This is a genomic window from Hominiventricola filiformis, from assembly GCF_020686965.1.
Taxonomy (GTDB): domain Bacteria; phylum Bacillota; class Clostridia; order Lachnospirales; family Lachnospiraceae; genus Hominiventricola; species Hominiventricola filiformis.
On the sequence record NZ_JAJEPS010000008.1, the window covers coordinates 123,473 to 143,643 of the forward strand.

Consider the following 20,171-nt stretch of genomic DNA (forward strand, 5'->3'; position numbering starts at 1 on the left):
ATGGACTTATCGAATTTACAGTACGCTGAAGGCTCCAGACAGAGCAATAACTTCAGAAGAGGCCGTGGACACGGTTCAGGAAACGGTAAGACAGCAGGTAAAGGTCATAAGGGTCAGAAAGCTCGTTCAGGAGCTCCGAGACCGGGCTTTGAAGGCGGTCAGATGCCTTTATACAGAAGACTTCCGAAGAGAGGCTTTACTAATCGCAATACAAAAGAGATCGTTGCAATTAACTTAAGCGCTCTGGAAAGATTCGAAAATGACAGTGTAGTTTCTGTTGAGACTCTTATTGCAGAGGGTGTTGTTAAAAACCCGAAAGACGGAGTTAAGATCCTTGGAAATGGAGAGTTAACCAAGAAACTCACTGTACAGGCAAACGCTTTTTCTGCAAGTGCAGCAGCTAAAATTGAGGCTCTTGGTGGAAAAGCAGAGGTGATCTAATGCTTAAAACGCTGCGGAATGCATTTAAAATTGAAGATATTCGCAAGAAACTGATCTTCACTTTTTTAATGTTAATCGTTGTACGGTTTGGTTCCCAGCTTCCAATCCCAGGTGTAAACAGAACTTATTTCCAGGAATGGTTCGCAAGACAGACCGGTGACGCATTCAATTTTTTTGATGCGTTCACCGGCGGTTCTTTTACCAGCATGTCTTTATTTGCACTTGGTATTACACCGTACATCACATCTTCCATTATTGTACAGCTTCTGACCATCGCTATTCCGAAACTGGAAGAGATGCAGAAGGATGGAGAGGATGGAAGAAAGAAGATTCAGACCATTTCACGTTATTTGACGGTTGCACTGGCTCTCATCGAAGGTATTGCAATGACGATCGGATTTGGCGGAAGAGGATTGCTGGAATCCTTTAACGTACCGAATTGCATTGTTGTCGTGGCCGCTATGACAGCTGGAAGTGCATTCCTTATGTGGATTGGTGAAGAAATCACGGAATATGGTGTGGGCAACGGTATTTCCATCGTGCTCCTGATCAATATCGTGTCCAGAATCCCGGATGATTTTGTGACACTGTATGATCAGTTCATGAAAGGGAAGACAATCCTGAATGCAGTACTCGCTGCAGTCATTATCATTGCAGTTGTTCTTGTTACGGTTGTATTCGTTATCATCCTTCAGGATGGTGAAAGAAGAATTCCGGTACAGTATGCAAAGAAAATGCAGGGCCGCAAGATGGTAGGCGGACAGTCCACGAATATCCCGCTGAAGGTAAATACTGCAGGAGTTATCCCCGTTATCTTCGCTTCTTCCCTGATGAGTTTCCCGGGAGTCATTGCTTCTCTTCTGGGCAAAACAGGAGGAACAGGTATCGGTTCCAAGATTCTGGCTGGATTAAGCCAGTCAAGCTGGTGTGATCCCAGCAGACCTATCTATTCTATCGGTCTTGTGGTATATATTGTGCTGGTAGTATTCTTTGCATACTTCTACACATCCATTACCTTCAATCCGATCGAGATTTCCAATAATATGAAGCGCCAGGGTGGATTCATTCCAGGTATTCGTCCGGGTAAGCCGACTACGGAATATCTCAGCAAGATTTTAAATTACATTGTATTTATCGGTGCAGTAGGACTGATTATAGTATGTGTGATCCCGATCGTATTCAATGGTGTCTTTGGCGCTAATGTATCCTTCGGAGGCACGTCCATCATCATCATTGTAGGAGTTGTTCTGGAAACATTAAAACAGATCGAATCCCAGATGCTGGTACGTTACTATAAAGGTTTTCTGAACGATTAGTCGATACAGAAAAAAGCCTGTACGGAAGTGCCAGAATGGTAATTTTGTACAGGCTATTTTAAAATGCATAAACTGGTATAAATTGGAGACACTATTATGAAAATTATTATGTTAGGAGCTCCCGGAGCTGGAAAAGGAACACAGGCTAAAAAAATCGCTGAGAAGTGTGGTATTCCGCACATTTCCACAGGAGATATTTTCCGTGCAAATATTAAAAACGGAACTGAGCTTGGAAAAAAAGCGAAAACTTACATGGATCAGGGACTGCTTGTTCCGGATGAACTGGTATGCGATCTGGTAGTAGACAGAATTCAGCAGGATGACTGCAAAAAAGGTTACATTCTGGATGGATTTCCACGTACGATCCCGCAGGCAGAAAGTCTTGACAAGGCACTGCAGGCAATTGGTGAGAAAATGGACTATGCCATTGACGTTGAAGTTCCGGACGAGAATATCGTTAAGAGAATGGGCGGACGCCGTGCCTGCGTAGGCTGCGGAGCTACCTATCATCTGGTATATGCACCGACCAAAAAAGAGGGAATCTGTGATGTATGCGGCGGCGAGCTGATTCTTCGTGATGATGATAAGCCAGAGACCGTTCAGAAACGTCTTGGCGTATATCATGAGCAGACCCAGCCGCTGATTGATTATTATAAGAATCAGGGAATCTTAAGAGAAGTAGACGGCTCTGTCGATATGGAGGATGTCTTCAAGGAGATTCTGAACATTCTGGGAGTATAAGAAATGTCAGTTACGATTAAATCTGCAAGAGAAATTGAATTGATGCGGGAAGCCGGCCGCCTGCTGGAGATAGTCCATGATGAGATGGCAAAGATCATCAGACCGGGTATTTCCACAATGGAAATTAATGAGTGCGGAGACAAAACCATCCGTCGTCTTGGCTGCACCCCGAATTTCCTGAATTACGGCGGTTTTCCGGCCTCTATCTGTGTTTCAGTCAATGAAGAAGTTGTTCACGGCATTCCGCGCCGCGATCACATTCTGAAAGAAGGAGATATCGTAAGCCTGGATGCAGGACTCATCTACAAAGGATATCATTCTGATGCAGCGAGAACCCATGCGGTAGGCAAGGTAAGCCCGGAAGTTCAGAAACTGATGGATGTGACGAAACAAAGCTTTTTCGAAGGAATCAAACAGGCAAAAGCAGGAAATCATCTTTTTGATATTTCCGCAGCCATTGATGATTACGTAAGCGGATTCGGTTACGGAATTGTACAGGATCTGGTAGGTCATGGAATTGGAACCAATCTTCATGAAGATCCTCAGATTCCGAACTTCCGTCAGAAACGCCACGGTATCAAACTGGTGCCGGGTATGACACTGGCCATTGAGCCCATGATCAATATGGGAACCTGGAAAGTCAAATGGCTGGATGATGAATGGACCGTTATCTCAGAAGACCATTCTCCGTCCGCACATTATGAGAACACGGTTCTCATCACTGACGGCGAGCCGGAGATCCTGACTCTTCATCAGTAGATCCTCTTAAGGGAGAATGATCTATGGTAAAGATGGAAGCGGGAATGCTGGCCAGAAGCAAGGCTGGCCATGACCGAAACAGAATCTATGTCATAATCCGCGCAGATGCGGAATATGTATGGTTAGCAGACGGGGTTCACCGGACAGCGGAGAATCCGAAAAAGAAAAAACGCAGACATGTCCAGGTAATACACCGGACAATGGAGGAATAAAAATGTCTAAAGCAGATGCAATTGAAATCGAAGGAACTGTAATTGAGAAACTCCCCAACGCTACCTTCCAGGTAGAGCTGGAGAATGGACACAAAGTACTGGCACATATCAGTGGTAAACTCCGGATGAACTTCATCCGTATCCTGCCGGGTGATAAAGTGACCATCGAGCTCTCCCCGTATGATCTGTCCAAGGGACGTATTATCTGGAGAGATAAATAGGAAAGTAAATATGATTGTATAAGACAGGTTCGTTACGGATCTGTCTTTTTTGAAATTTTCAAAAAAACTCTTGCAATTTGGAAATTGATATGCTACTATACTCTAGTATGATTTTCACGGGATCATTGCGCCTGTTTTTTGTGCGCATTTCAGTGGTTTTTGTGAAGATCGGAAACAAGAAATGCCTTGTTTTCTTTAAATTTCTGCTTCAAAACCCAGTGGTGGGAAGACAAAAGAAAACGCAAGATGTGAAAGGAGGATTTTTACGATGAAAGTAAGATCATCTGTAAAACCCATTTGCGAGAAATGCAAAATCATCAAAAGAAAAGGTAGTATCAGAGTAATTTGCGAGAATCCGAAGCACAAACAGCGTCAGGGCTAATTCGCGAACTGTGATTCTTGTGGAAAATTATTTTTGTGCGGCTGCACGGGATGCCTTTAAACAGCAGGTATCTTCGTGATTACAAAATAGATTTGACCAGGATTATTCACAATGATATTGCTTAAAACGGAGAAATGCGGATGCAGAGTATCTGAAAGGTCGGGTATTTATCCGGCTGGATGCGCCAAAAGAGCGTGTCTCATTTAGGAAAGTGTCAACGGGCACCTATTAAAAAACGCCCGGAACCCAATTTTTTATTAGGAGGAATAATCACAATGGCTCGTATTGCTGGTGTAGATTTACCGAGAGAAAAACGTGTTGAGATCGGTCTGACTTACATCTTCGGAATCGGAAGAGTAAGCTCCAATCGTATTCTTGCACAGGCTGGGGTTAACCCGGATACCCGTGTCAGAGATCTGACTGACGATGAGGTTAAAAGAATCAGTGCTGTTATCGACGAGACTCAGACCGTCGAGGGTGATCTGAAGAGACAGATCGCTATGGATATCAAGAGACTTCAGGAGATCGGATGCTATAGAGGTGTTCGTCATCGTAGAAGCCTTCCGGTTCGTGGTCAGAAAACTAAGACCAATGCAAGAACCAGAAAAGGTCCGAAGAAGACTGTTGCTAATAAGAAGAAATAAGTAGTACCCTGTTAATCGATAGAATGTATTTAAGAAAGTAGGTTAGTTTAGAAATGGCTAAAGTTACGAAAAAAGTGACAAAAAAGCGTATCAAGAAAAACGTTGAACGCGGACAGGCACATATCCAGTCATCTTTTAATAACACAATCGTTACCCTGACAGATGCAGAAGGTAACGCACTGAGCTGGGCAAGTGCCGGTGGTCTTGGTTTTAGAGGTTCAAGGAAATCTACTCCTTACGCTGCTCAGACGGCTGCTGAGACTGCTACCAAAGCAGCTCTTATTCACGGTCTGAAGACTGTAGATGTATTTGTAAAAGGACCTGGTTCAGGAAGAGAAGCTGCAATCCGTGCACTTCAGGCTTGTGGACTTGAGGTTGTCAGCATCACAGACGTTACTCCGGTACCGCACAACGGATGCCGGCCGCCGAAACGCAGAAGAGTTTAATAGGAGGGTATGAAAGATGGCAGTAAATAGAACACCTGTCCTTAAAAGATGCCGGTCCCTTGATCTGGACCCGATCTATTTAGGAATTGATAAAAAATCTAACAGACATTCTCAGAGAGGCAATAAGAAGATTTCCGAGTACGGACTTCAGCTGAGAGAGAAACAGAAAGCAAAATTCATCTACGGTGTACTTGAGAAACCTTTCCGTAATTACTACAAAAAGGCTGATCGTATGAAAGGTATGACCGGTGAGAACCTGATGGTTATGCTTGAGACCAGACTGGATAACGTAATCTTCCGTCTTGGATTTGCAAGAACCCGTCAGGAGGCAAGACAGATCGTTGACCACAAACACGTTCTTGTAAACGGAAAACAGGTTAACATCCCGTCTTATCTTGTAAAAGCTGGTGACACTGTAGAGATCAAAGAGTCCTGCAAAGGATCTGATCGTTACAAAGCTGTACTTGAGACCACCGCTGGAAGACTTGTTCCGGAGTGGCTTGAGTCCGATCAGGAGAACCTGAAAGGTGTAGTTAAAGAGCTCCCGACCAGAGACATGATCGATGTCCCGGTAAACGAGATGCTTATCGTCGAGCTGTATTCCAAGTAATTTGTCGCCTAACACAGAACAGGAGGGGCTTTTCGTGGTGGTATTTAATAAACCCAAGATTGAAATAGCAGATATTTCAGAAGATAAAAAATATGGTAAGTTCGTTGTTGAACCATTGGAAAGAGGCTATGGTACGACCCTCGGCAACTCCCTGAGAAGAATTATGCTGTCCTCCCTGCCGGGCACTGCAGTAAGCCAGGTAAAGATTGACGGCGTACTTCATGAATTCAGCTCTATCCCGGGCGTTAAAGAAGATGTGACTGAGATCATCATGAACATCAAGAGCCTTTCCATCAAGAATAACAGCGATTCAGAGGAAGCAAAGGTCGCTTACATTGATTTTGAAGGTGAAGGTGTAGTCACTGCTGGAGATATCCAGTGTGATCCGGATATTGAGATCCTCAATCCGGATCTGGTGATCGCTCACTTAAACGGCGGCGCAGACAGCAAGCTTTATATGGAGCTGACCATTACCAAGGGAAGAGGTTATGTAAGCGCAGACAAGAATAAGAATGACGAGCTTCCGATTGGTGTGATTGCAGTGGATTCCATCTACACACCGGTGGAGCGTGTAAATCTTACAGTACAGAATACTCGTGTCGGACAGGTTACCGACTATGATAAACTGACTCTGGACGTGTACACCAATGGTACACTGGCTCCGGACGAGGCTGTCAGCCTTGCAGCAAAGGTTCTGAGCGAGCATTTAAGCTTGTTCATTGATCTTTCCGAAAATGCAAAACAGGCAGAGATCATGGTTGAGACTGAGAGCGATGAGAAAGAAAAAGTTCTTGAGATGAACATCGATGAGCTGGAGCTTTCCGTACGTTCTTACAATTGTCTGAAGAGAGCAGGAATCAATACTGTAGAAGAGCTTTGCAACCGCACTTCTGAGGATATGATGAAGGTTCGTAACCTTGGTCGTAAATCTCTGGAAGAGGTACTTGCAAAACTGAAAGAACTTGGTCTGGAGTTAAACCAGAGCGAGGAGTAAGGAATGATAACTGCCCGCATTAGTAAGTCCGATGAGCGTAATGCGGGTAGATGTATGTAAGTTGAAGCCAGACCCCTGGACAGTAAGTCCGATGAAGCGTGTGCAGGGGCGCAACCAAATGGAGGAAAATAAAAATGGCAAAATATAGAAAACTCAGCAGAACTGCTGCACAGAGAAAAGCATTACTCAGAGGTCAGGTAACTGCACTGCTGGCTAATGGCAAAATCGTTACTACTGAGGCTAAGGCTAAAGAGATCCGCAAGATCGCTGAAGGTCTGATCGCTCTTGGCGTAAAAGAGAAAGATAATTTCGAGACTGTAAAAGTTACCGCTAAAGTTGCTCGTAAAGACAAAGATGGTAAGAGAGTCAAAGAAGTTGTTGATGGAAAGAAAGTAACTGTTTATGATGAAGTTGAGAAAGAGATCAAAAAAGATCTTCCGTCCAGACTTCATGCAAGAAGACAGATGCTGAAAGTTCTCTACACCGTTAAAACTCCGGTAGAGGGAAGCAAAAAGACCAAAGAAGTAGATATGGTTGCTAAGATCTTCGATGAGATCGCACCGAAATACGCTGGAAGAAACGGCGGATATACCCGTATCGTTAAAATCGGCCAGAGAAAAGGTGACGCAGCTATGGAAGTTCTTCTGGAGCTCGTTTAATTTAAGTTTGAACCTTTTGAACCGCAGGAACAAATTCCTGCGGTTTTTTTATGATACAGGAATTGCCATCTAAGTAGAAATCTTCTATAATGGATACAAACAGGGAAAGGCAGGTATCTCATATGGATATTCTTTGGAGCGATCGGAAAAGATGGACATTTTTTGGACTTCCGTGGACATTTACAAAATACATTTGTACGTCGGAAAAATTTATTGTAGAATCCGGAGTTTTTTCTAAAAAAGAGGAGGAGATCCGGCTGTACCGTATTATGGATCTGACACTGGAGCGGTCTTTCGTACAGAGACTGTTTGGACTGGGAACCATTACCTGCGATACGGTAGATAAATCTACCCCAAAACTGTGCATTAAAAATGTAAAGGACTCCAGACGGGTCAAAGAACTGATTTCAGAGGCGGTAGAAAAAGAACGTGTGAAAAAACGGGTATCTTCCCGCGAATATATGACAGTGGATGATGATTGTGATTGCGACTGTGACTGTGATCACGATCATGAGGAGGATTAATCAAAATGATAAACGAGACCATGTATGGCCTTGGAAGTAAGAGCTCCGTTATTCGCGAGCTCTTTGCTTATGGTCTGGAGAGAAAAAAAGTTGTAGGAGAGGACAAGGTATATGATTTCAGTCTGGGAAATCCCAGCATTCCGGCACCCCATGAGGTAAAAGATGCACTACTGAAGCTTCTGGAAGAACCAGCAGAGGTGCTGCACAGTTATTCTCCGGCATCTGGTGATCCAAAAGCAAAGCAGATGCTGGCAGAATCTGTAAACCGCAGATTTGAAACCCATTTCAGCGGGGATAATTTCTATATGACAGTGGGTGCTGCGGCCTCTCTTAATATCAGCATTCATGCCATCACCAATCCAGGGGATGAGTTTATCACCTTTGCACCGTTCTTCCCGGAATACACGGTTTGGGTGGAAAATGCAGGGGCAAAGCTGCTCATTACTCCGGCTGATACAGAGAGTTTTCAGATAGATTTTGAAGCTTTTGAGAAACTTTTGAGTCCGAAGACGAAGGGCATTATTATTAATTCTCCGAATAATCCAAGCGGCGTCGTTTATTCGGAGGATACGATTATCAAATTGTCTAAAGTGCTTTGTAAGAAAGAAAAAGAGTATGGACATACTATTTATCTGATTGCCGATGAACCTTATCGTGAGATTGTGTATGATGGACTGAATGTACCATATATTCCGAAATATTATAATGACACATTTGTATGTTATTCTTACAGCAAATCCCTGTCTTTACCGGGTGAGCGCATTGGTTATATCATCGTGCCGGATGAGATGGCAGATTCCAAACGTGTGATGGCTGCGGTAAATGGTGCAGGACGTGCGCTGGGCTTTGTATGTGCGCCGGTGTTGTTCCAGAAAGCGGTTGCCATGTGTGCGGATGTACCAAGTGATATTGAGGCTTATGCTCGAAATAAAGATCTTCTTTACAATGGTCTGACAAGGCTCGGCTATGACTGCGTACGGCCTCAGGGAGCATTCTATCTTTTTGTGAAATCTCCGGAGAAGAGCGGAGATGCAGGAGAGTTCTCTGAGCGTGCAAAGAAGCATGATGTACTGGTAGTTCCCAGTGACAGTTTCGGATGCCCCGGGTATGTAAGAATCTCTTACTGTGTGGCAGAGAAGACAATTCTGGATTCCCTGCCGGTATTTAAGGCGATTATGGAAGAACTGAAGGCAGAAAATTAGAGAATGATGGATGATACAGAAAAAAGCCGGATTTGGCAGAAAATAACGGAATATGCAGAAGCTTCCGCATCAGAATTGTCAGAACTTCGGCGAGACTTTCATCGGCATCCGGAACCGGGCTGGATGGAATTTCGGACATCTGGCAGAATTGCGGATTTATTACATCTATATGGCTGCGATGAGGTGCTGACGGATCAACAGGTATGTAAAGCAGAAGCGCGTATGGGGGTACCGGAAGGCGGTGGCATGACAGGTGTGATCGGTATGCTGCATTGTGGAATGGGTCCCACGGTAGCGTTGCGATTTGACATAGATGCACTTCCTGTAAGGGAGTGTGAAGAACTGGATCATTTTCCTGCTCAGGAGGGCTTTCGATCTGAGCACGCGGGGTATATGCATGCCTGCGGACATGATGGGCATATCACCGTAGGTTTAGGTACTGCGAAACTATTGTGTCAGATGAGAGAACAGCTTCACGGAACGATAAAGTTTATTTTCCAGCCAGCAGAGGAAGGTGTTCGAGGAGCCCGGGCAATTGTGGAGAATGGTCACCTGGAGGATGTCGACTTTCTGCTTGCCGCTCATATGTATGGAGGGTCTGAGCAGCATCCGTGTGGTATCTGTATAACAGCGGGTCATGGACTGGCTACCACAAAGCTGGATGTGGATTTTCATGGGAAAGCATCCCATGCGGCGGCAGCGCCAGAACAGGGAAATAATGCATTGCTGGCAGCAGCGACTGCAGTATTGAATTTACAGGCCATTCCACAACATGGGAAGGCGGATACGAGAATCAATGTAGGAAAGCTGGTTGCGGGAAGCGGGCGAAATATTATCTGTGATGCTGCTCACATGGAATTGGAAGTAAGGGGAAAGACGTCGGAAGCCAATCAGTATATGCAGACCTATGCAGAGCGAATTGTCAAGTGTGCAGCGGAAATGCATGGTTGTACGGTAGAGACACATCTCATGGGTACAGCACTGAGCAGCAGTAATTCATCGGAGCTGAACGAACGATTGGAACAGGTATGTGCTGAGCAGCTGAATATTCCGGTATGGCGCGACCCGGAAGCCTTCTCTAATGTGAGTGAAGATTTTTCCTGTATGTCGGAAGCGGTGAGATCCCATGGCGGACAGGCTTGTTATTTCCTGAATGTGAGCAGATGCTCAGCACCTCTTCACAATGACCGGTTTGATTTTCAGGAAAAAGCATTGATGAATGGAGTGAAAGCGTTCTGCGGCGTGACAGCAGAACTGCTGAAAACTTAATAGAAGATAAAAAAGGCGGTTTCCCCGATAAGAGGAAATCGCCTTTTTGAAAACATGATTATTTTGTCTCCGGTTCCGGATAATCCACGCCAAATGTCTCCACGGTGACAGTTTTCATCACCTGAGGAACAATCGGACGATCACGGAAATCTGTATCGCATTCTGCGATCTTATTTACCACATCCATGCCCTCGGTTACCTTACCGAAAGCAGCGTATGCGCCGTCCAGATGAGGAGCATCTTTGTGCATGATGAAGAACTGGCTTCCTGCACTGTCCGGATGCATGGCTCTTGCCATGGAAAGGACGCCTGCGCTGTGTTTCAGATCATTTTTAAAACGGTTCTGGTTGAACTCTCCTTTAATGGAGTATCCAGGACCACCCATGCCGGTTCCGTCCGGGCATCCGCCCTGGATCATGAAGCCTTCGATGACGCGATGGAAAATCAGACCGTTGTAGAAGCCTTTGTTTACCAGGCTGATAAAGTTATTCACGGTGTTCGGAGCGATCTCCGGATAAAGTTCTGCTTTGATGATATCACCATTTTCCATTTCGATGGTAATAACAGGATTCTGTGCCATATGAAAAATCTCCTTTAAAATAAATAGTCTCCGGCGGATTGAAAATCCTCACGGGTTCATTTAGTATTATTGTAACGGATTTTGAGCGGAAGGTAAAGGACAGATATGAAGGAAAATGAGAGCGACTGGGAACTGGACCCGGAATTTGAAAAAAGAGATGCACTTCGAAAAGCGGGAATTCCGGTGGAGATCGCAAGAACTGACCAGCTGCTGATCAGAGAAACCATCGATTCGGATATTTCGGAATTATATCGGATCGGGACAGATCAGGCTGTGAGAAAATATATTGCGCCCATGCAGCCGACACTGGAAGAGGAAATAGTCTATACAAAAGCTTATGTAAGGCATATGTATGCCTTTTATGACTTTGGCCTGTGGACGGTGCTGGAAAAGGATGCTTACGGACAGGAACGTGTCATTGGCCGGGCAGGACTTTTCCCATCAGAACGGCTGGCCGGGCAGATTGAGATGGGATATATGATCGCCCCCGAATGCCAGGGAAATGGATATGGAAAAGAAACAGCGGAGACGGTGCTGCGCTATGCATTTAACGTGCTGGATCTGGAGAAAGTGCATCTCTTTGCGGAGAAAGAAAACAAAGCTTCTGTGAAACTGGCAGAAACCCTGCTTATCAAAGTCCCTGGCGGACAAAAGGAAAAGTGGCAGGATCTTGCGCATTTTTGGTGGGAGAATCAGAATTTTTCTTGAATTTTCAAGGTTTCTTGATATAATGTAATGAGCGCAAAAGAAAAGAAAGCACCACCGTAGGTGGTATTTTCTTTTCTTGCGCCATTAGCGAGTGAACCGCCTGCGTAGCAGGCAGTAAGCGCGACAGCGCGGGTTCACGAGGCTGTAAAAGAAGATTTTATTGGGAGGCAGTATGATCAGGGCAGAGAACGTAACATTTGATTATGAGAGTATGGACGAAGAGGGCAACGTAGAGTCCAGAAAACGTGCGGTAAACCATGTGAATCTGGAGATACAGTCCGGGCAGTTCATCGCGGTACTGGGCCATAACGGTTCCGGTAAATCCACGTTTGCGAAGCATATCAATGCCCTGCTGACCCCGACAGAGGGAACGCTCTGGGTAGAAGGAATGAATACTAGGGATGAGAGTGAACTTTGGAACATTCGGCAGAATGCGGGAATGGTATTTCAGAATCCGGATAACCAGATTATCGGAACAATCGTAGAAGAAGACGTGGGATTTGGCCCGGAGAATCTGGGCGTGCCTACCGATGAGATCTGGCAGCGGGTGGAAGAAAGCTTAAAAGCAGTTGGTATGTATAAATACCGAAAACATTCTCCTAATAAACTGTCTGGTGGACAGAAGCAGCGTGTGGCAATTGCAGGCGTCATGGCTATGCATCCTCGCTGTATCGTGTTGGATGAGCCGACCGCTATGCTGGACCCCCACGGCAGAAAGAGTGTCATAGAGACCGTCAAAAAGTTAAATAAGGAAGAAGGCATCACGGTTATACTCATTACCCACTATATGGAAGAGGTCATTGAGGCAGACCATGTCTTTGTCATGGATGACGGAAATCTTGTCATGGATGGAACTCCAAGAGAAGTATTCTCACAGGTGGAGAAGCTGAAAGAACTTCGTTTGGATGTACCGCAGGCAACCTTGCTTGCATATGAATTGCAGAAGAAAGGATTCCCTCTGCGCGATGGCATTCTGAGTAATGAGGAACTGGTGGAAGAATTATGTCAATTAAAGTTAAAAATGTAAATTATACCTATTCCGAGGGAACTGCATATGAGATGCATGCGCTCAAAAATATCAATCTGGAAATTCCGGATGGGCAGTTTGTGGGTCTCATTGGCCACACCGGTTCTGGAAAATCCACGTTGACACAACATTTGAATGGATTGACAAAGGCGACCAGCGGAAAGATTTATTTTAATGGAAAAGATATCTATGGAGAAAATTTTTCCATGAAGGAACTGCGCAGCAAAGTCGGACTGGTGTTCCAGTACCCGGAGCATCAGCTCTTTGAGATCGATGTACTGACGGATGTGTGCTTTGGTCCGAAGAATTTGGGGTGCAGTAAAGAAGAGGCTGAGGAACGGGCGAAGAAAGCCCTCCGTATGGTTGGCATGGGAGAAGAATATGATAAATGTTCTCCTTTTGAGCTGTCCGGCGGTCAGAAGCGTCGTGTGGCCATTGCTGGTGTACTGGCTATGGATCCGGAAGTGTTGATTCTGGACGAGCCGACGGCAGGACTTGACCCAAGAGGCCGGGATGAAATTCTGGATCAGATCAGTTATCTTCAGAAAGAGAGAGGAATCACGGTAATTCTGGTTTCCCATAGTATGGAAGATGTGGCCAGATATGTGGATCGCCTGATTGTTATGAACCAGGGAGAGGTACGTTTTGACGGGACACCCAAGGAAGTGTTTCGTCATTATAAAGAATTGGAGGAGATCGGACTTGCGGCGCCGCAGGTAACGTATCTCATGCAGGAGTTGAAGGAAAAAGGTGCGTCTGTGGATACGGAGGCAACCACAGTAGAGGAAGCTGCGGAGACCATTGAAAAATGGCTGCGACAGAGGTGAAAATAATATGATTCGAGATATAACATTAGGACAGTACTATCCGGCAAAATCCGTGATCCATCAGCTGGATCCACGGGTGAAGCTGGTAGCAACCATGCTGTATGTCATTTCCCTTTTTGTGGCGAAGGGAATTTTAGGATACGTAATTGCTACGATTTTTCTGGCCATTGTGATCAAAACATCCAAAGTGCCATTTAAATTTATTACAAAGGGTCTGAAAGCAATCGTCATGCTGTTGATGATTACCGTGGTATTTAATCTGTTTTTGATTGATGGAGACGTGGTTCTCTGGCATTTCGGATTTTTGAAAATTACGGATAAAGGTCTGAAGACCGCCGTTTTTATGGCGATCCGTTTGATTTACCTGATCATCGGTTCTTCGATTATGACGTTGACGACCACGCCGAATGATCTGACAGACGGTCTGGAAAAATTACTGGGGCCGCTGAAAAGGGTCCATGTACCGGTGCATGAAGTGTCTATGATGATGTCCATCGCACTTCGTTTTATTCCGATTTTACTGGAAGAGACGGATAAAATTATGAAAGCGCAGATCGCCAGAGGAGCAGATTTTGAATCCGGTGGTCTGATTCAGAAAGCAAAGGCTATGATTCCTCTGCTGGTGCCGCTGTTTATCTCTGCGTTCCGTCGGGCAAATGATCTTGCCATGGCCATGGAAGCGCGCTGCTACCACGGAGGGGATGGGCGTACCAAGATGAAACCACTGCATTATGAGAGCTGTGACAGGATGGCTTATGTGGCAGTCTGGGCATACATGGCAGCCATGGTAGTATTTGGAAGACTGATCTATCACTATATTTCGTTTATATAGGAAAGGAATCCGTATGAAACGTGTGAAACTGGTGGTGGCCTATGACGGCACCAATTACCGGGGATGGCAGGTACAGAATAATGGAGAAACAATTGAATCCATGCTGAACCGTGCCATCAGCAGTCTGACAGGGGAAGAAATCCATGTAATGGGTTCCAGCCGGACAGATTCCGGTGTGCATGCCATGGGAAATGTGGCAGTGTTTGATACAGAAGCCAGGATGGCAGCAGATAAATTTTCTTATGCGTTGAATCAACGTCTTCCGGAGGATATCCGGATTCAGAATTCCTGTGAAGTGCCTCTGGATTTTCATCCAAGATACCAAAAAACAGTGAAAACTTATGAATACCATATTCTGAACAGGGAGTTCCCGCTTCCTGCCTATCGATTGAATGCACATTTTACGTATCGGCCGCTGGATATTGCACGGATGCAGGAGGCGGCGCGTTATCTGGAAGGAGAGCATGATTTTCAGAGTTTTTGTGCAGCAGGCGCCCAGGTGAAAACTACGGTTCGAACTATCTATGAATTAACTGTGGAAAAAGAGGGCGATCTGATTGTGATTCGAATTACGGGAAATGGATTTCTCTACAATATGGTTCGAATTATTGCAGGAACACTAATGAAAGTCGGTATGGGCGAATGGGAGCCGGAGCGGATGACGGAAATTCTGGAAGGCCGTGACCGGAAGCTGGCAGGACCGACGGCGCCGGCCAAAGGTCTGACGCTTATGGAGATACATTTTAAGGGAGAAAAAGAATAATGGAAGAAAATAAGATGGGCGTCATGCCCATAGGGAAACTGATTGTTACGATGTCCCTGCCTATCATGATATCCATGCTGGTGCAGGCATTGTATAATGTAGTGGACAGTGTTTTTGTGGCACGGATTGATGAATATGCCCTGACTGCAGTGTCCATGGCATTTCCAATTCAAAATCTGATGATTGCAGTCAGTGTAGGAACGGCAGTGGGTGTCAATGCACTGCTGGCTCGTTATCTTGGGGCGAAAGATTATGAAAAGGTAAATAAGATTGCAGAAAATGCTGTTTTTCTGGCAATCATGAGTTACCTGGTGTTTTTATTGGTAGGACTGTTCCTGGCAGAGCCGTTTTACAGAAGCCAGACAGATATCGAAGAAATCGTGCAGTACGGCCGACAGTATATTTCCATCTGCTGTTGTCTGTCTTTTGGTGTCTTTATCCAGATTATGTTTGAACGTCTGCTTCAGGCAACAGGAAAGACGGTGTATACCATGTGTACGCAGGGCGTAGGAGCGCTTACCAATATTATTCTGGACCCGATCCTCATTTTTGGTATGTTTGGTCTGCCGCGTATGGGAGTGGCCGGAGCCGCCGCAGCAACAGTTGCAGGACAGATGGTGGCAGCAGTGCTGGCTGTGAGTCTGAATCATTTGAAAAATAAAGAAGTACGGATTCAGATGAAAGGTTTCCGTCCGAATCCGGAGATCATTGGACAGATCTATGAGATCGGGCTGCCGGCTATCGTCATGCAGGCAATTGGCTCAGCCATGAACTACGGTATGAACCGGATTCTCATCACGTTTTCCTCTACAGCAACAGCAGTCTTCGGCGTGTACTTCAAACTGCAGAGTTTTGTCTTTATGCCGGTATTCGGACTGAACAACGGAGTCACTCCAATTATTGCCTATAATTACGGTGCACAGAGCAGAGAACGTGTGGTAAGTGCTATTCGTCATGTTGTGACTTATGCAGTAATTGTCATGTTGCTTGGACTGGCTGCCTTCCAGTTGTTACCGAAACAGCTTCTGCTCATGTTTGATGCGTCCGAGACGATGCTGGCTCTTGGTATTCCGGCCCTTCGGATTATCAGCCTGAGTTTTGTGCTGGCAAGCTTCGGTGTAGCAGCGAGTGGTGCATTTCAGGCACTTGGCAAATCTATCTACAGTATGTATGTATCTGTGGCAAGACAGCTGGTAGTATTGCTTCCGGCAGCATTCCTTCTGGCACAGACCGGGAGAGTGGAACTGGTGTGGTGGGCATTCCCCATCGCAGAACTTGTTTCCTTTGCAATGTCCGTAATTTTCATGGTGCATATTAACCGGAAAATCATCTCTAAAATTGGCAAAAAAAGCTGAAAAAACGGTTGACACAAGTCACGGTCTATCATATAATAATTAACTGTGACAACGCGAGAAAATATCTGATCCAATGCCCCGGTAAGATGTTTTTACGTATAAAAGCTACAAAACTTTGAATTTTAACAGGAGGTACACCTATGAACAGTTTCATGGCTAATCCAGCAAAAGTGGAAAGAAAATGGTACGTAGTTGACGCTACCGGATATACATTAGGCCGTCTGGCTTCTGAAGTAGCAAAAGTGCTGAGAGGAAAGAACAAACCGATCTTTACTCCGCATATCGATACTGGTGATTATGTAATCATCGTAAACGCAGAGAAAATCAAAGTGACCGGCAAAAAGCTTGATCAGAAGATTTACTATCATCATTCAGACTATGTAGGTGGTATGAAAGAGACCACTCTGAGAGAAATGCTTGCAAAGAAACCGGAGAAGGTTGTTGAGCTCGCAGTTAAAGGAATGCTTCCGAAAGGACCGCTCGGAAGAGAGATGTTCACCAAACTTCATGTTTATGCTGGTGCAGAGCATCCGCATACCGCTCAGAAACCGGAAGTTCTGACATTTTAATCAGGTAGGAAGAAGGAGGTAAATTATCATGGCTAAGACAAAATTCTATGGAACCGGAAGAAGAAAGAAATCCATCGCCAGAGTTTATCTGGTACCGGGAACCGGCAACATTACTGTAAATAAAAGAAGCATCGATGAGTATTTCGGACTGGAGACTCTGAAAGTTATCGTTCGTCAGCCGCTGGCAGCTACTGAGAACACCGAGAAATTCGACGTTCTGGTAAATGTTCGTGGTGGTGGTTACACCGGACAGGCAGGTGCTGTAAGACACGGTATCGCTCGTGCACTTGTACAGGCTGATCCGGAGTACAGACCGATCCTGAAAAAAGCAGGATTCCTGACTCGTGACCCGAGAATGAAAGAGCGTAAAAAATACGGTCTCAAAGCAGCTCGTCGCGCTCCGCAGTTCAGCAAGCGATAATTTGCAATTTTATAAGAATTTTTGGAAAGTCCTTAAAACCCAGTGTTTTAGGGGCTTTTCTTATATCTGCGTTTTCTTGAATTTTTGAAAAAAGTAGTGAATTTTTAACGGTAGGGTTGATTGAAATTCGAACTTCCAGTTTGAAGAGGTAACTTCCACCTTTCTGAAGATTGCAATACAAAGTATCAGTATTTTATATGTAATTGCTGTACAAAAAATGGAAAAATGGCCATAATGAAAGAACAGAAGCGAAAGCTTCTGAAAAAAAGCGTATCTCAACCGGAGGTCGAAATTAAAACGAAAATTCGGAACTTTTAACTTCTACCCCAGAAAACAGTGCATGGAATGATCTAAAAGGGTCTGATGTTCCGACCGATATGTGATTAGTTGAAAAGTTTTGGCAAATCGGAGTTTACCGAGTCTATAGGAACTTGAGATAGTTCTTATCAAGGGCGAAAGAAGATGCATACTAGAAAGAATCTTTTGGGGAAGCTGACAACTCCCGATTTACTTAACGATAGATTTGTAAATGGGATAAATGCTTGATTTTAGCGGACGCACCATAATGGTGACATGAGTTATTGAGGTGTTGCTTGAAGTTGTTCTAGTAATTTGTGATACTAAGGTTACATCTGCAGATGAACTAATTATGAAAGGAGCAGATTTAATATGGTCGAATTTGGCGAACAACTAAGAAGAGCGAGAGAAGAAAAGGGAATGACTCAACAGTCTCTTGCCGAGCAATTATATGTAACCAGACAGGCAGTATCAAGGTGGGAATGTGGGGATCGTTACCCTGATTTACTTACTACTAAAAAAATATCGCAGATTCTGGAAGTGAGTCTTGACGACCTGTTATCTGGAAAAGAAATGGAAAAAGTAGTAGAACGTAACCCTGTTATTGAAAAGAAAAGCGTCAATAACATAATGATAGCTCTTTATGCGTTTGTGGTAATTTCATTTTTTATCACTATTGTGGACATTATAATTAGATTCCCGTTGCAATCAGAGATGATTGATTATAATGATATTCAAGCGATTGTAATAAATGTATTGGCATTGCTTATTCAGATTGTTTTCTTTGCGTATGGTTTTGTTAATGCCATACAAGGAATGCTATCACCAAAAAGGATGGGTGCCGTAATTGTTGCATTTTTTGCTGCGACCTGTATTACTGGAACTGGAAATATGGTAATTAATTCAAATGTTCAGATTGTTTTATGGTGGATTGTTTTAATTATCCCGAATATAGTTGGTGCTGTAGTAACATTCGCTTATTTTGTTTCGGGTAAGAAAAGTAAGATATATTCTATAATAATTTATTTGGTTGCGATTTGGGGAATGTTCCGCATCATTTATTCAAATTATAATCTTATAGTTCATGCAAATCAGTATCTGTCTATGAATAGCACGGTTAGACTTGTACTTGAGATAGCAATACATTGTCTAGTAATATATCAAACGTATGTATTATGGATTAAACGCCAAAATGCAATAGACATAAGTTGATAGAAGAGTATATGTTCGATTTGATTTCATAAGCTGAGCATGATCCCGGTCATTTTTGACCAGCTTTCTTTTATATTATGTGTCTGGGAATAGTGAAAGAATGATTTTCAATAAAAATATAATCCCAAACAATGACCAGGCACCATTCCTGATACCTGGCCATGAAGCGAAGCAGAATCGAGGTCTTCCTGCGTTTGCAGATAACGATGATTACCTGGAGTACTCTTGTTGGAGCGCTTTGGCTATATGGAAGAGAAAGATGCTATTTTGCCCAACAGGCAGTCATTTTGGGCGAAAATATCGCGTTTTTCTGATGCGGCAGGGAACACTTGGACAGAGAGAGTCAGTAACTGGCTCTGGCATCCACAGAGAGAAGAATTGTTGGGTGCCAGGAGAAGTTTTATGGCTATCTGCCCGTTTCATCTGGCCGAGGTCGTGAAATACAGTAAAAAGAAGCTTGGAAAGTGAATTTGAAGAATCCCAAGACAGAACTGGAGCAGATTGAAGTACTGAAAAAGCATATTGCTCGGATACAGAATAATGAGAACTTGCCCGTTGTGCTGGTGCTAAAAGAACTTAGCTATCGCCAGAAAGAATATTTGATTCGTGAGAAGATTCCTTTTATTGTAGACGGAAAGCAAATATATTTGCTCTTTATGGAGGTGTATTTGCAGGAACGGTGCAGTGCAGAAAAATGCCACGGGAAGAAATACTTCCATCGGCGCAGATGCTTCTACTGTATTTCATTTATGGAGGCGCACAGGAACTATCCACAAGTCAGGCTGCGAAGGACTTGGAACTGACACCTACTTCTATATCAAGGGCATCGAGACAGCTTGAGGAAATGGTTCAATAGACACGGGCATTGATCTGACGAATGGGGGATGCTTTATGCCTTTGCAAATTATCAGAAACGATATTACAAAAATGAGAGTTGACGCAATCGTCAATGCTGCAAACACTTCTCTTTTGGGTGGCGGCGGTGTGGACGGCTGCATTCATCGTGCAGCCGGACCGGAGCTGCTTGCAGAGTGCAGTACGTTGCATGGCTGCGAGACCGGCAGCGCAAAAATGAGTCTGTGGAACTTTTTCTGTAAAATAATCTAGGCAAGGTCCTTCTATGATAAAATAATTATCATTAGGAGGGCCTTTTATTATGG

The 20,171-nt window shown here is 44.4% G+C and carries 28 protein-coding genes; 27 read left to right on the plus strand and 1 reads right to left on the minus strand.

What is annotated here, in order from left to right; all coding sequences use genetic code 11:
* From rplO to LKD36_RS09895, 15 genes are all read left to right on the plus strand, one after another.
* A complete protein-coding gene (gene rplO / locus LKD36_RS09825; protein ID WP_118770705.1) occupies nt 1-441 on the plus strand; it encodes a 50S ribosomal protein L15 in 441 nt (146 codons plus the stop codon).
* Complete coding sequence (gene secY, locus LKD36_RS09830; protein WP_118770704.1) at nt 441-1,757, plus strand: preprotein translocase subunit SecY; 1,317 nt, start codon at nt 441-443, stop codon at nt 1,755-1,757. The genes rplO and secY overlap by 1 nt, the downstream gene beginning before the upstream one ends.
* A 96-nt stretch (nt 1,758-1,853) precedes the next feature.
* Nucleotides 1,854-2,498 (plus strand): adenylate kinase, encoded by a 645-nt coding sequence (locus tag LKD36_RS09835; protein ID WP_118770703.1) that lies wholly within the window; start codon nt 1,854-1,856, stop codon nt 2,496-2,498.
* Between the two features lie 3 nt (nt 2,499-2,501).
* A complete protein-coding gene (gene map / locus LKD36_RS09840) occupies nt 2,502-3,257 on the plus strand; it encodes a type I methionyl aminopeptidase (protein ID WP_118770702.1) in 756 nt (251 codons plus the stop codon).
* A 23-nt stretch (nt 3,258-3,280) separates the two neighbouring features.
* Nucleotides 3,281-3,469: a KOW domain-containing RNA-binding protein gene (locus LKD36_RS09845; RefSeq protein WP_118770701.1), complete on the plus strand. Its 189-nt coding sequence runs from the start codon at nt 3,281-3,283 to the stop codon at nt 3,467-3,469.
* 2 nt (nt 3,470-3,471) lie between these two features.
* Entirely contained in the window at nt 3,472-3,690 is a 219-nt protein-coding gene (infA, locus tag LKD36_RS09850; RefSeq protein ID WP_118770700.1) for a translation initiation factor IF-1, read from the plus strand.
* A 268-nt stretch (nt 3,691-3,958) separates the two neighbouring features.
* Nucleotides 3,959-4,072, plus strand: coding sequence for a 50S ribosomal protein L36 (gene rpmJ / locus LKD36_RS09855; protein ID WP_003497809.1), 114 nt, complete (start codon nt 3,959-3,961; stop codon nt 4,070-4,072).
* Nucleotides 4,073-4,347: 275 nt separating this feature from the next.
* Nucleotides 4,348-4,716, plus strand: coding sequence for a 30S ribosomal protein S13 (rpsM, locus tag LKD36_RS09860; protein ID WP_118770698.1), 369 nt, complete (start codon nt 4,348-4,350; stop codon nt 4,714-4,716).
* A 53-nt stretch (nt 4,717-4,769) separates the two neighbouring features.
* Nucleotides 4,770-5,162 carry a 30S ribosomal protein S11 gene (gene rpsK, locus LKD36_RS09865; protein ID WP_118770697.1) on the plus strand — a complete coding sequence of 131 codons (393 nt, stop codon included), beginning with the start codon at nt 4,770-4,772 and terminating at the stop codon, nt 5,160-5,162.
* A 16-nt stretch (nt 5,163-5,178) separates the two neighbouring features.
* On the plus strand, nt 5,179-5,772 hold the full coding sequence (gene rpsD, locus LKD36_RS09870) for a 30S ribosomal protein S4 (RefSeq protein WP_118770696.1): 594 nt from the start codon (nt 5,179-5,181) through the stop codon (nt 5,770-5,772).
* Nucleotides 5,773-5,806: 34 nt separating this feature from the next.
* Nucleotides 5,807-6,766, plus strand: a complete 960-nt coding sequence (locus LKD36_RS09875; RefSeq protein WP_118770695.1) for a DNA-directed RNA polymerase subunit alpha — start codon at nt 5,807-5,809, stop codon at nt 6,764-6,766.
* 134 nt (nt 6,767-6,900) lie between these two features.
* Nucleotides 6,901-7,425, plus strand: coding sequence for a bL17 family ribosomal protein (locus tag LKD36_RS09880; protein ID WP_118770694.1), 525 nt, complete (start codon nt 6,901-6,903; stop codon nt 7,423-7,425).
* Between the two features lie 122 nt (nt 7,426-7,547).
* The gene (locus tag LKD36_RS09885; protein WP_308459489.1) at nt 7,548-7,949 is read left to right on the plus strand and encodes a PH domain-containing protein; all 402 of its coding nucleotides are present in this window, start codon (nt 7,548-7,550) and stop codon (nt 7,947-7,949) included.
* A 5-nt stretch (nt 7,950-7,954) separates the two neighbouring features.
* The gene (locus LKD36_RS09890; RefSeq protein ID WP_118770693.1) at nt 7,955-9,151 is read left to right on the plus strand and encodes a pyridoxal phosphate-dependent aminotransferase; all 1,197 of its coding nucleotides are present in this window, start codon (nt 7,955-7,957) and stop codon (nt 9,149-9,151) included.
* Nucleotides 9,152-9,154: 3 nt separating this feature from the next.
* On the plus strand, nt 9,155-10,420 hold the full coding sequence (locus LKD36_RS09895) for an amidohydrolase (RefSeq protein WP_308459490.1): 1,266 nt from the start codon (nt 9,155-9,157) through the stop codon (nt 10,418-10,420).
* A 58-nt stretch (nt 10,421-10,478) separates the two neighbouring features.
* Here LKD36_RS09895 and LKD36_RS09900 read toward each other — a convergent pair whose 3' ends face one another.
* Nucleotides 10,479-11,000 (minus strand): peptidylprolyl isomerase, encoded by a 522-nt coding sequence (locus tag LKD36_RS09900; protein ID WP_118770692.1) that lies wholly within the window; start codon nt 10,998-11,000, stop codon nt 10,479-10,481.
* Between the two features lie 105 nt (nt 11,001-11,105).
* Between LKD36_RS09900 and LKD36_RS09905 the strand changes: the two genes are divergently transcribed.
* The 12 genes from LKD36_RS09905 to LKD36_RS09960 all read left to right on the plus strand — a co-directional run bounded on the left by LKD36_RS09905 (nt 11,106) and on the right by LKD36_RS09960 (nt 20,118).
* A complete protein-coding gene (locus LKD36_RS09905; RefSeq protein WP_308459491.1) occupies nt 11,106-11,708 on the plus strand; it encodes a GNAT family N-acetyltransferase in 603 nt (200 codons plus the stop codon).
* Nucleotides 11,709-11,880: 172 nt separating this feature from the next.
* The gene (locus LKD36_RS09910) at nt 11,881-12,735 is read left to right on the plus strand and encodes an energy-coupling factor transporter ATPase (RefSeq protein WP_118770690.1); all 855 of its coding nucleotides are present in this window, start codon (nt 11,881-11,883) and stop codon (nt 12,733-12,735) included.
* Nucleotides 12,711-13,562, plus strand: coding sequence for an energy-coupling factor transporter ATPase (locus LKD36_RS09915; RefSeq protein WP_118770689.1), 852 nt, complete (start codon nt 12,711-12,713; stop codon nt 13,560-13,562). Before LKD36_RS09910 ends, LKD36_RS09915 begins: the two co-directional genes overlap by 25 nt.
* 7 nt (nt 13,563-13,569) lie before the next feature.
* A complete protein-coding gene (locus LKD36_RS09920) occupies nt 13,570-14,394 on the plus strand; it encodes an energy-coupling factor transporter transmembrane component T family protein (protein WP_308459492.1) in 825 nt (274 codons plus the stop codon).
* A 13-nt stretch (nt 14,395-14,407) separates the two neighbouring features.
* A complete protein-coding gene (gene truA / locus LKD36_RS09925) occupies nt 14,408-15,157 on the plus strand; it encodes a tRNA pseudouridine(38-40) synthase TruA (protein ID WP_308459493.1) in 750 nt (249 codons plus the stop codon).
* Entirely contained in the window at nt 15,157-16,512 is a 1,356-nt protein-coding gene (locus LKD36_RS09930; RefSeq protein ID WP_308459494.1) for an MATE family efflux transporter, read from the plus strand. The genes truA and LKD36_RS09930 overlap by 1 nt, the downstream gene beginning before the upstream one ends.
* A 140-nt stretch (nt 16,513-16,652) precedes the next feature.
* The gene (gene rplM / locus LKD36_RS09935; protein WP_118770686.1) at nt 16,653-17,081 is read left to right on the plus strand and encodes a 50S ribosomal protein L13; all 429 of its coding nucleotides are present in this window, start codon (nt 16,653-16,655) and stop codon (nt 17,079-17,081) included.
* A 28-nt stretch (nt 17,082-17,109) separates the two neighbouring features.
* On the plus strand, nt 17,110-17,502 hold the full coding sequence (gene rpsI, locus LKD36_RS09940) for a 30S ribosomal protein S9 (protein WP_118770685.1): 393 nt from the start codon (nt 17,110-17,112) through the stop codon (nt 17,500-17,502).
* Nucleotides 17,503-18,171: 669 nt separating this feature from the next.
* Nucleotides 18,172-19,011 (plus strand): helix-turn-helix domain-containing protein, encoded by an 840-nt coding sequence (locus LKD36_RS09945; RefSeq protein ID WP_308459495.1) that lies wholly within the window; start codon nt 18,172-18,174, stop codon nt 19,009-19,011.
* Nucleotides 19,012-19,257: 246 nt separating this feature from the next.
* Nucleotides 19,258-19,479 (plus strand): hypothetical protein, encoded by a 222-nt coding sequence (locus tag LKD36_RS09950; protein WP_308459496.1) that lies wholly within the window; start codon nt 19,258-19,260, stop codon nt 19,477-19,479.
* A 216-nt stretch (nt 19,480-19,695) separates the two neighbouring features.
* Entirely contained in the window at nt 19,696-19,851 is a 156-nt protein-coding gene (locus tag LKD36_RS09955; protein WP_308459497.1) for a hypothetical protein, read from the plus strand.
* Nucleotides 19,852-19,902: 51 nt separating this feature from the next.
* Nucleotides 19,903-20,118, plus strand: coding sequence for a macro domain-containing protein (locus LKD36_RS09960; RefSeq protein WP_331465207.1), 216 nt, complete (start codon nt 19,903-19,905; stop codon nt 20,116-20,118).
* Nucleotides 20,119-20,171: the final 53 nt, after the last annotated feature.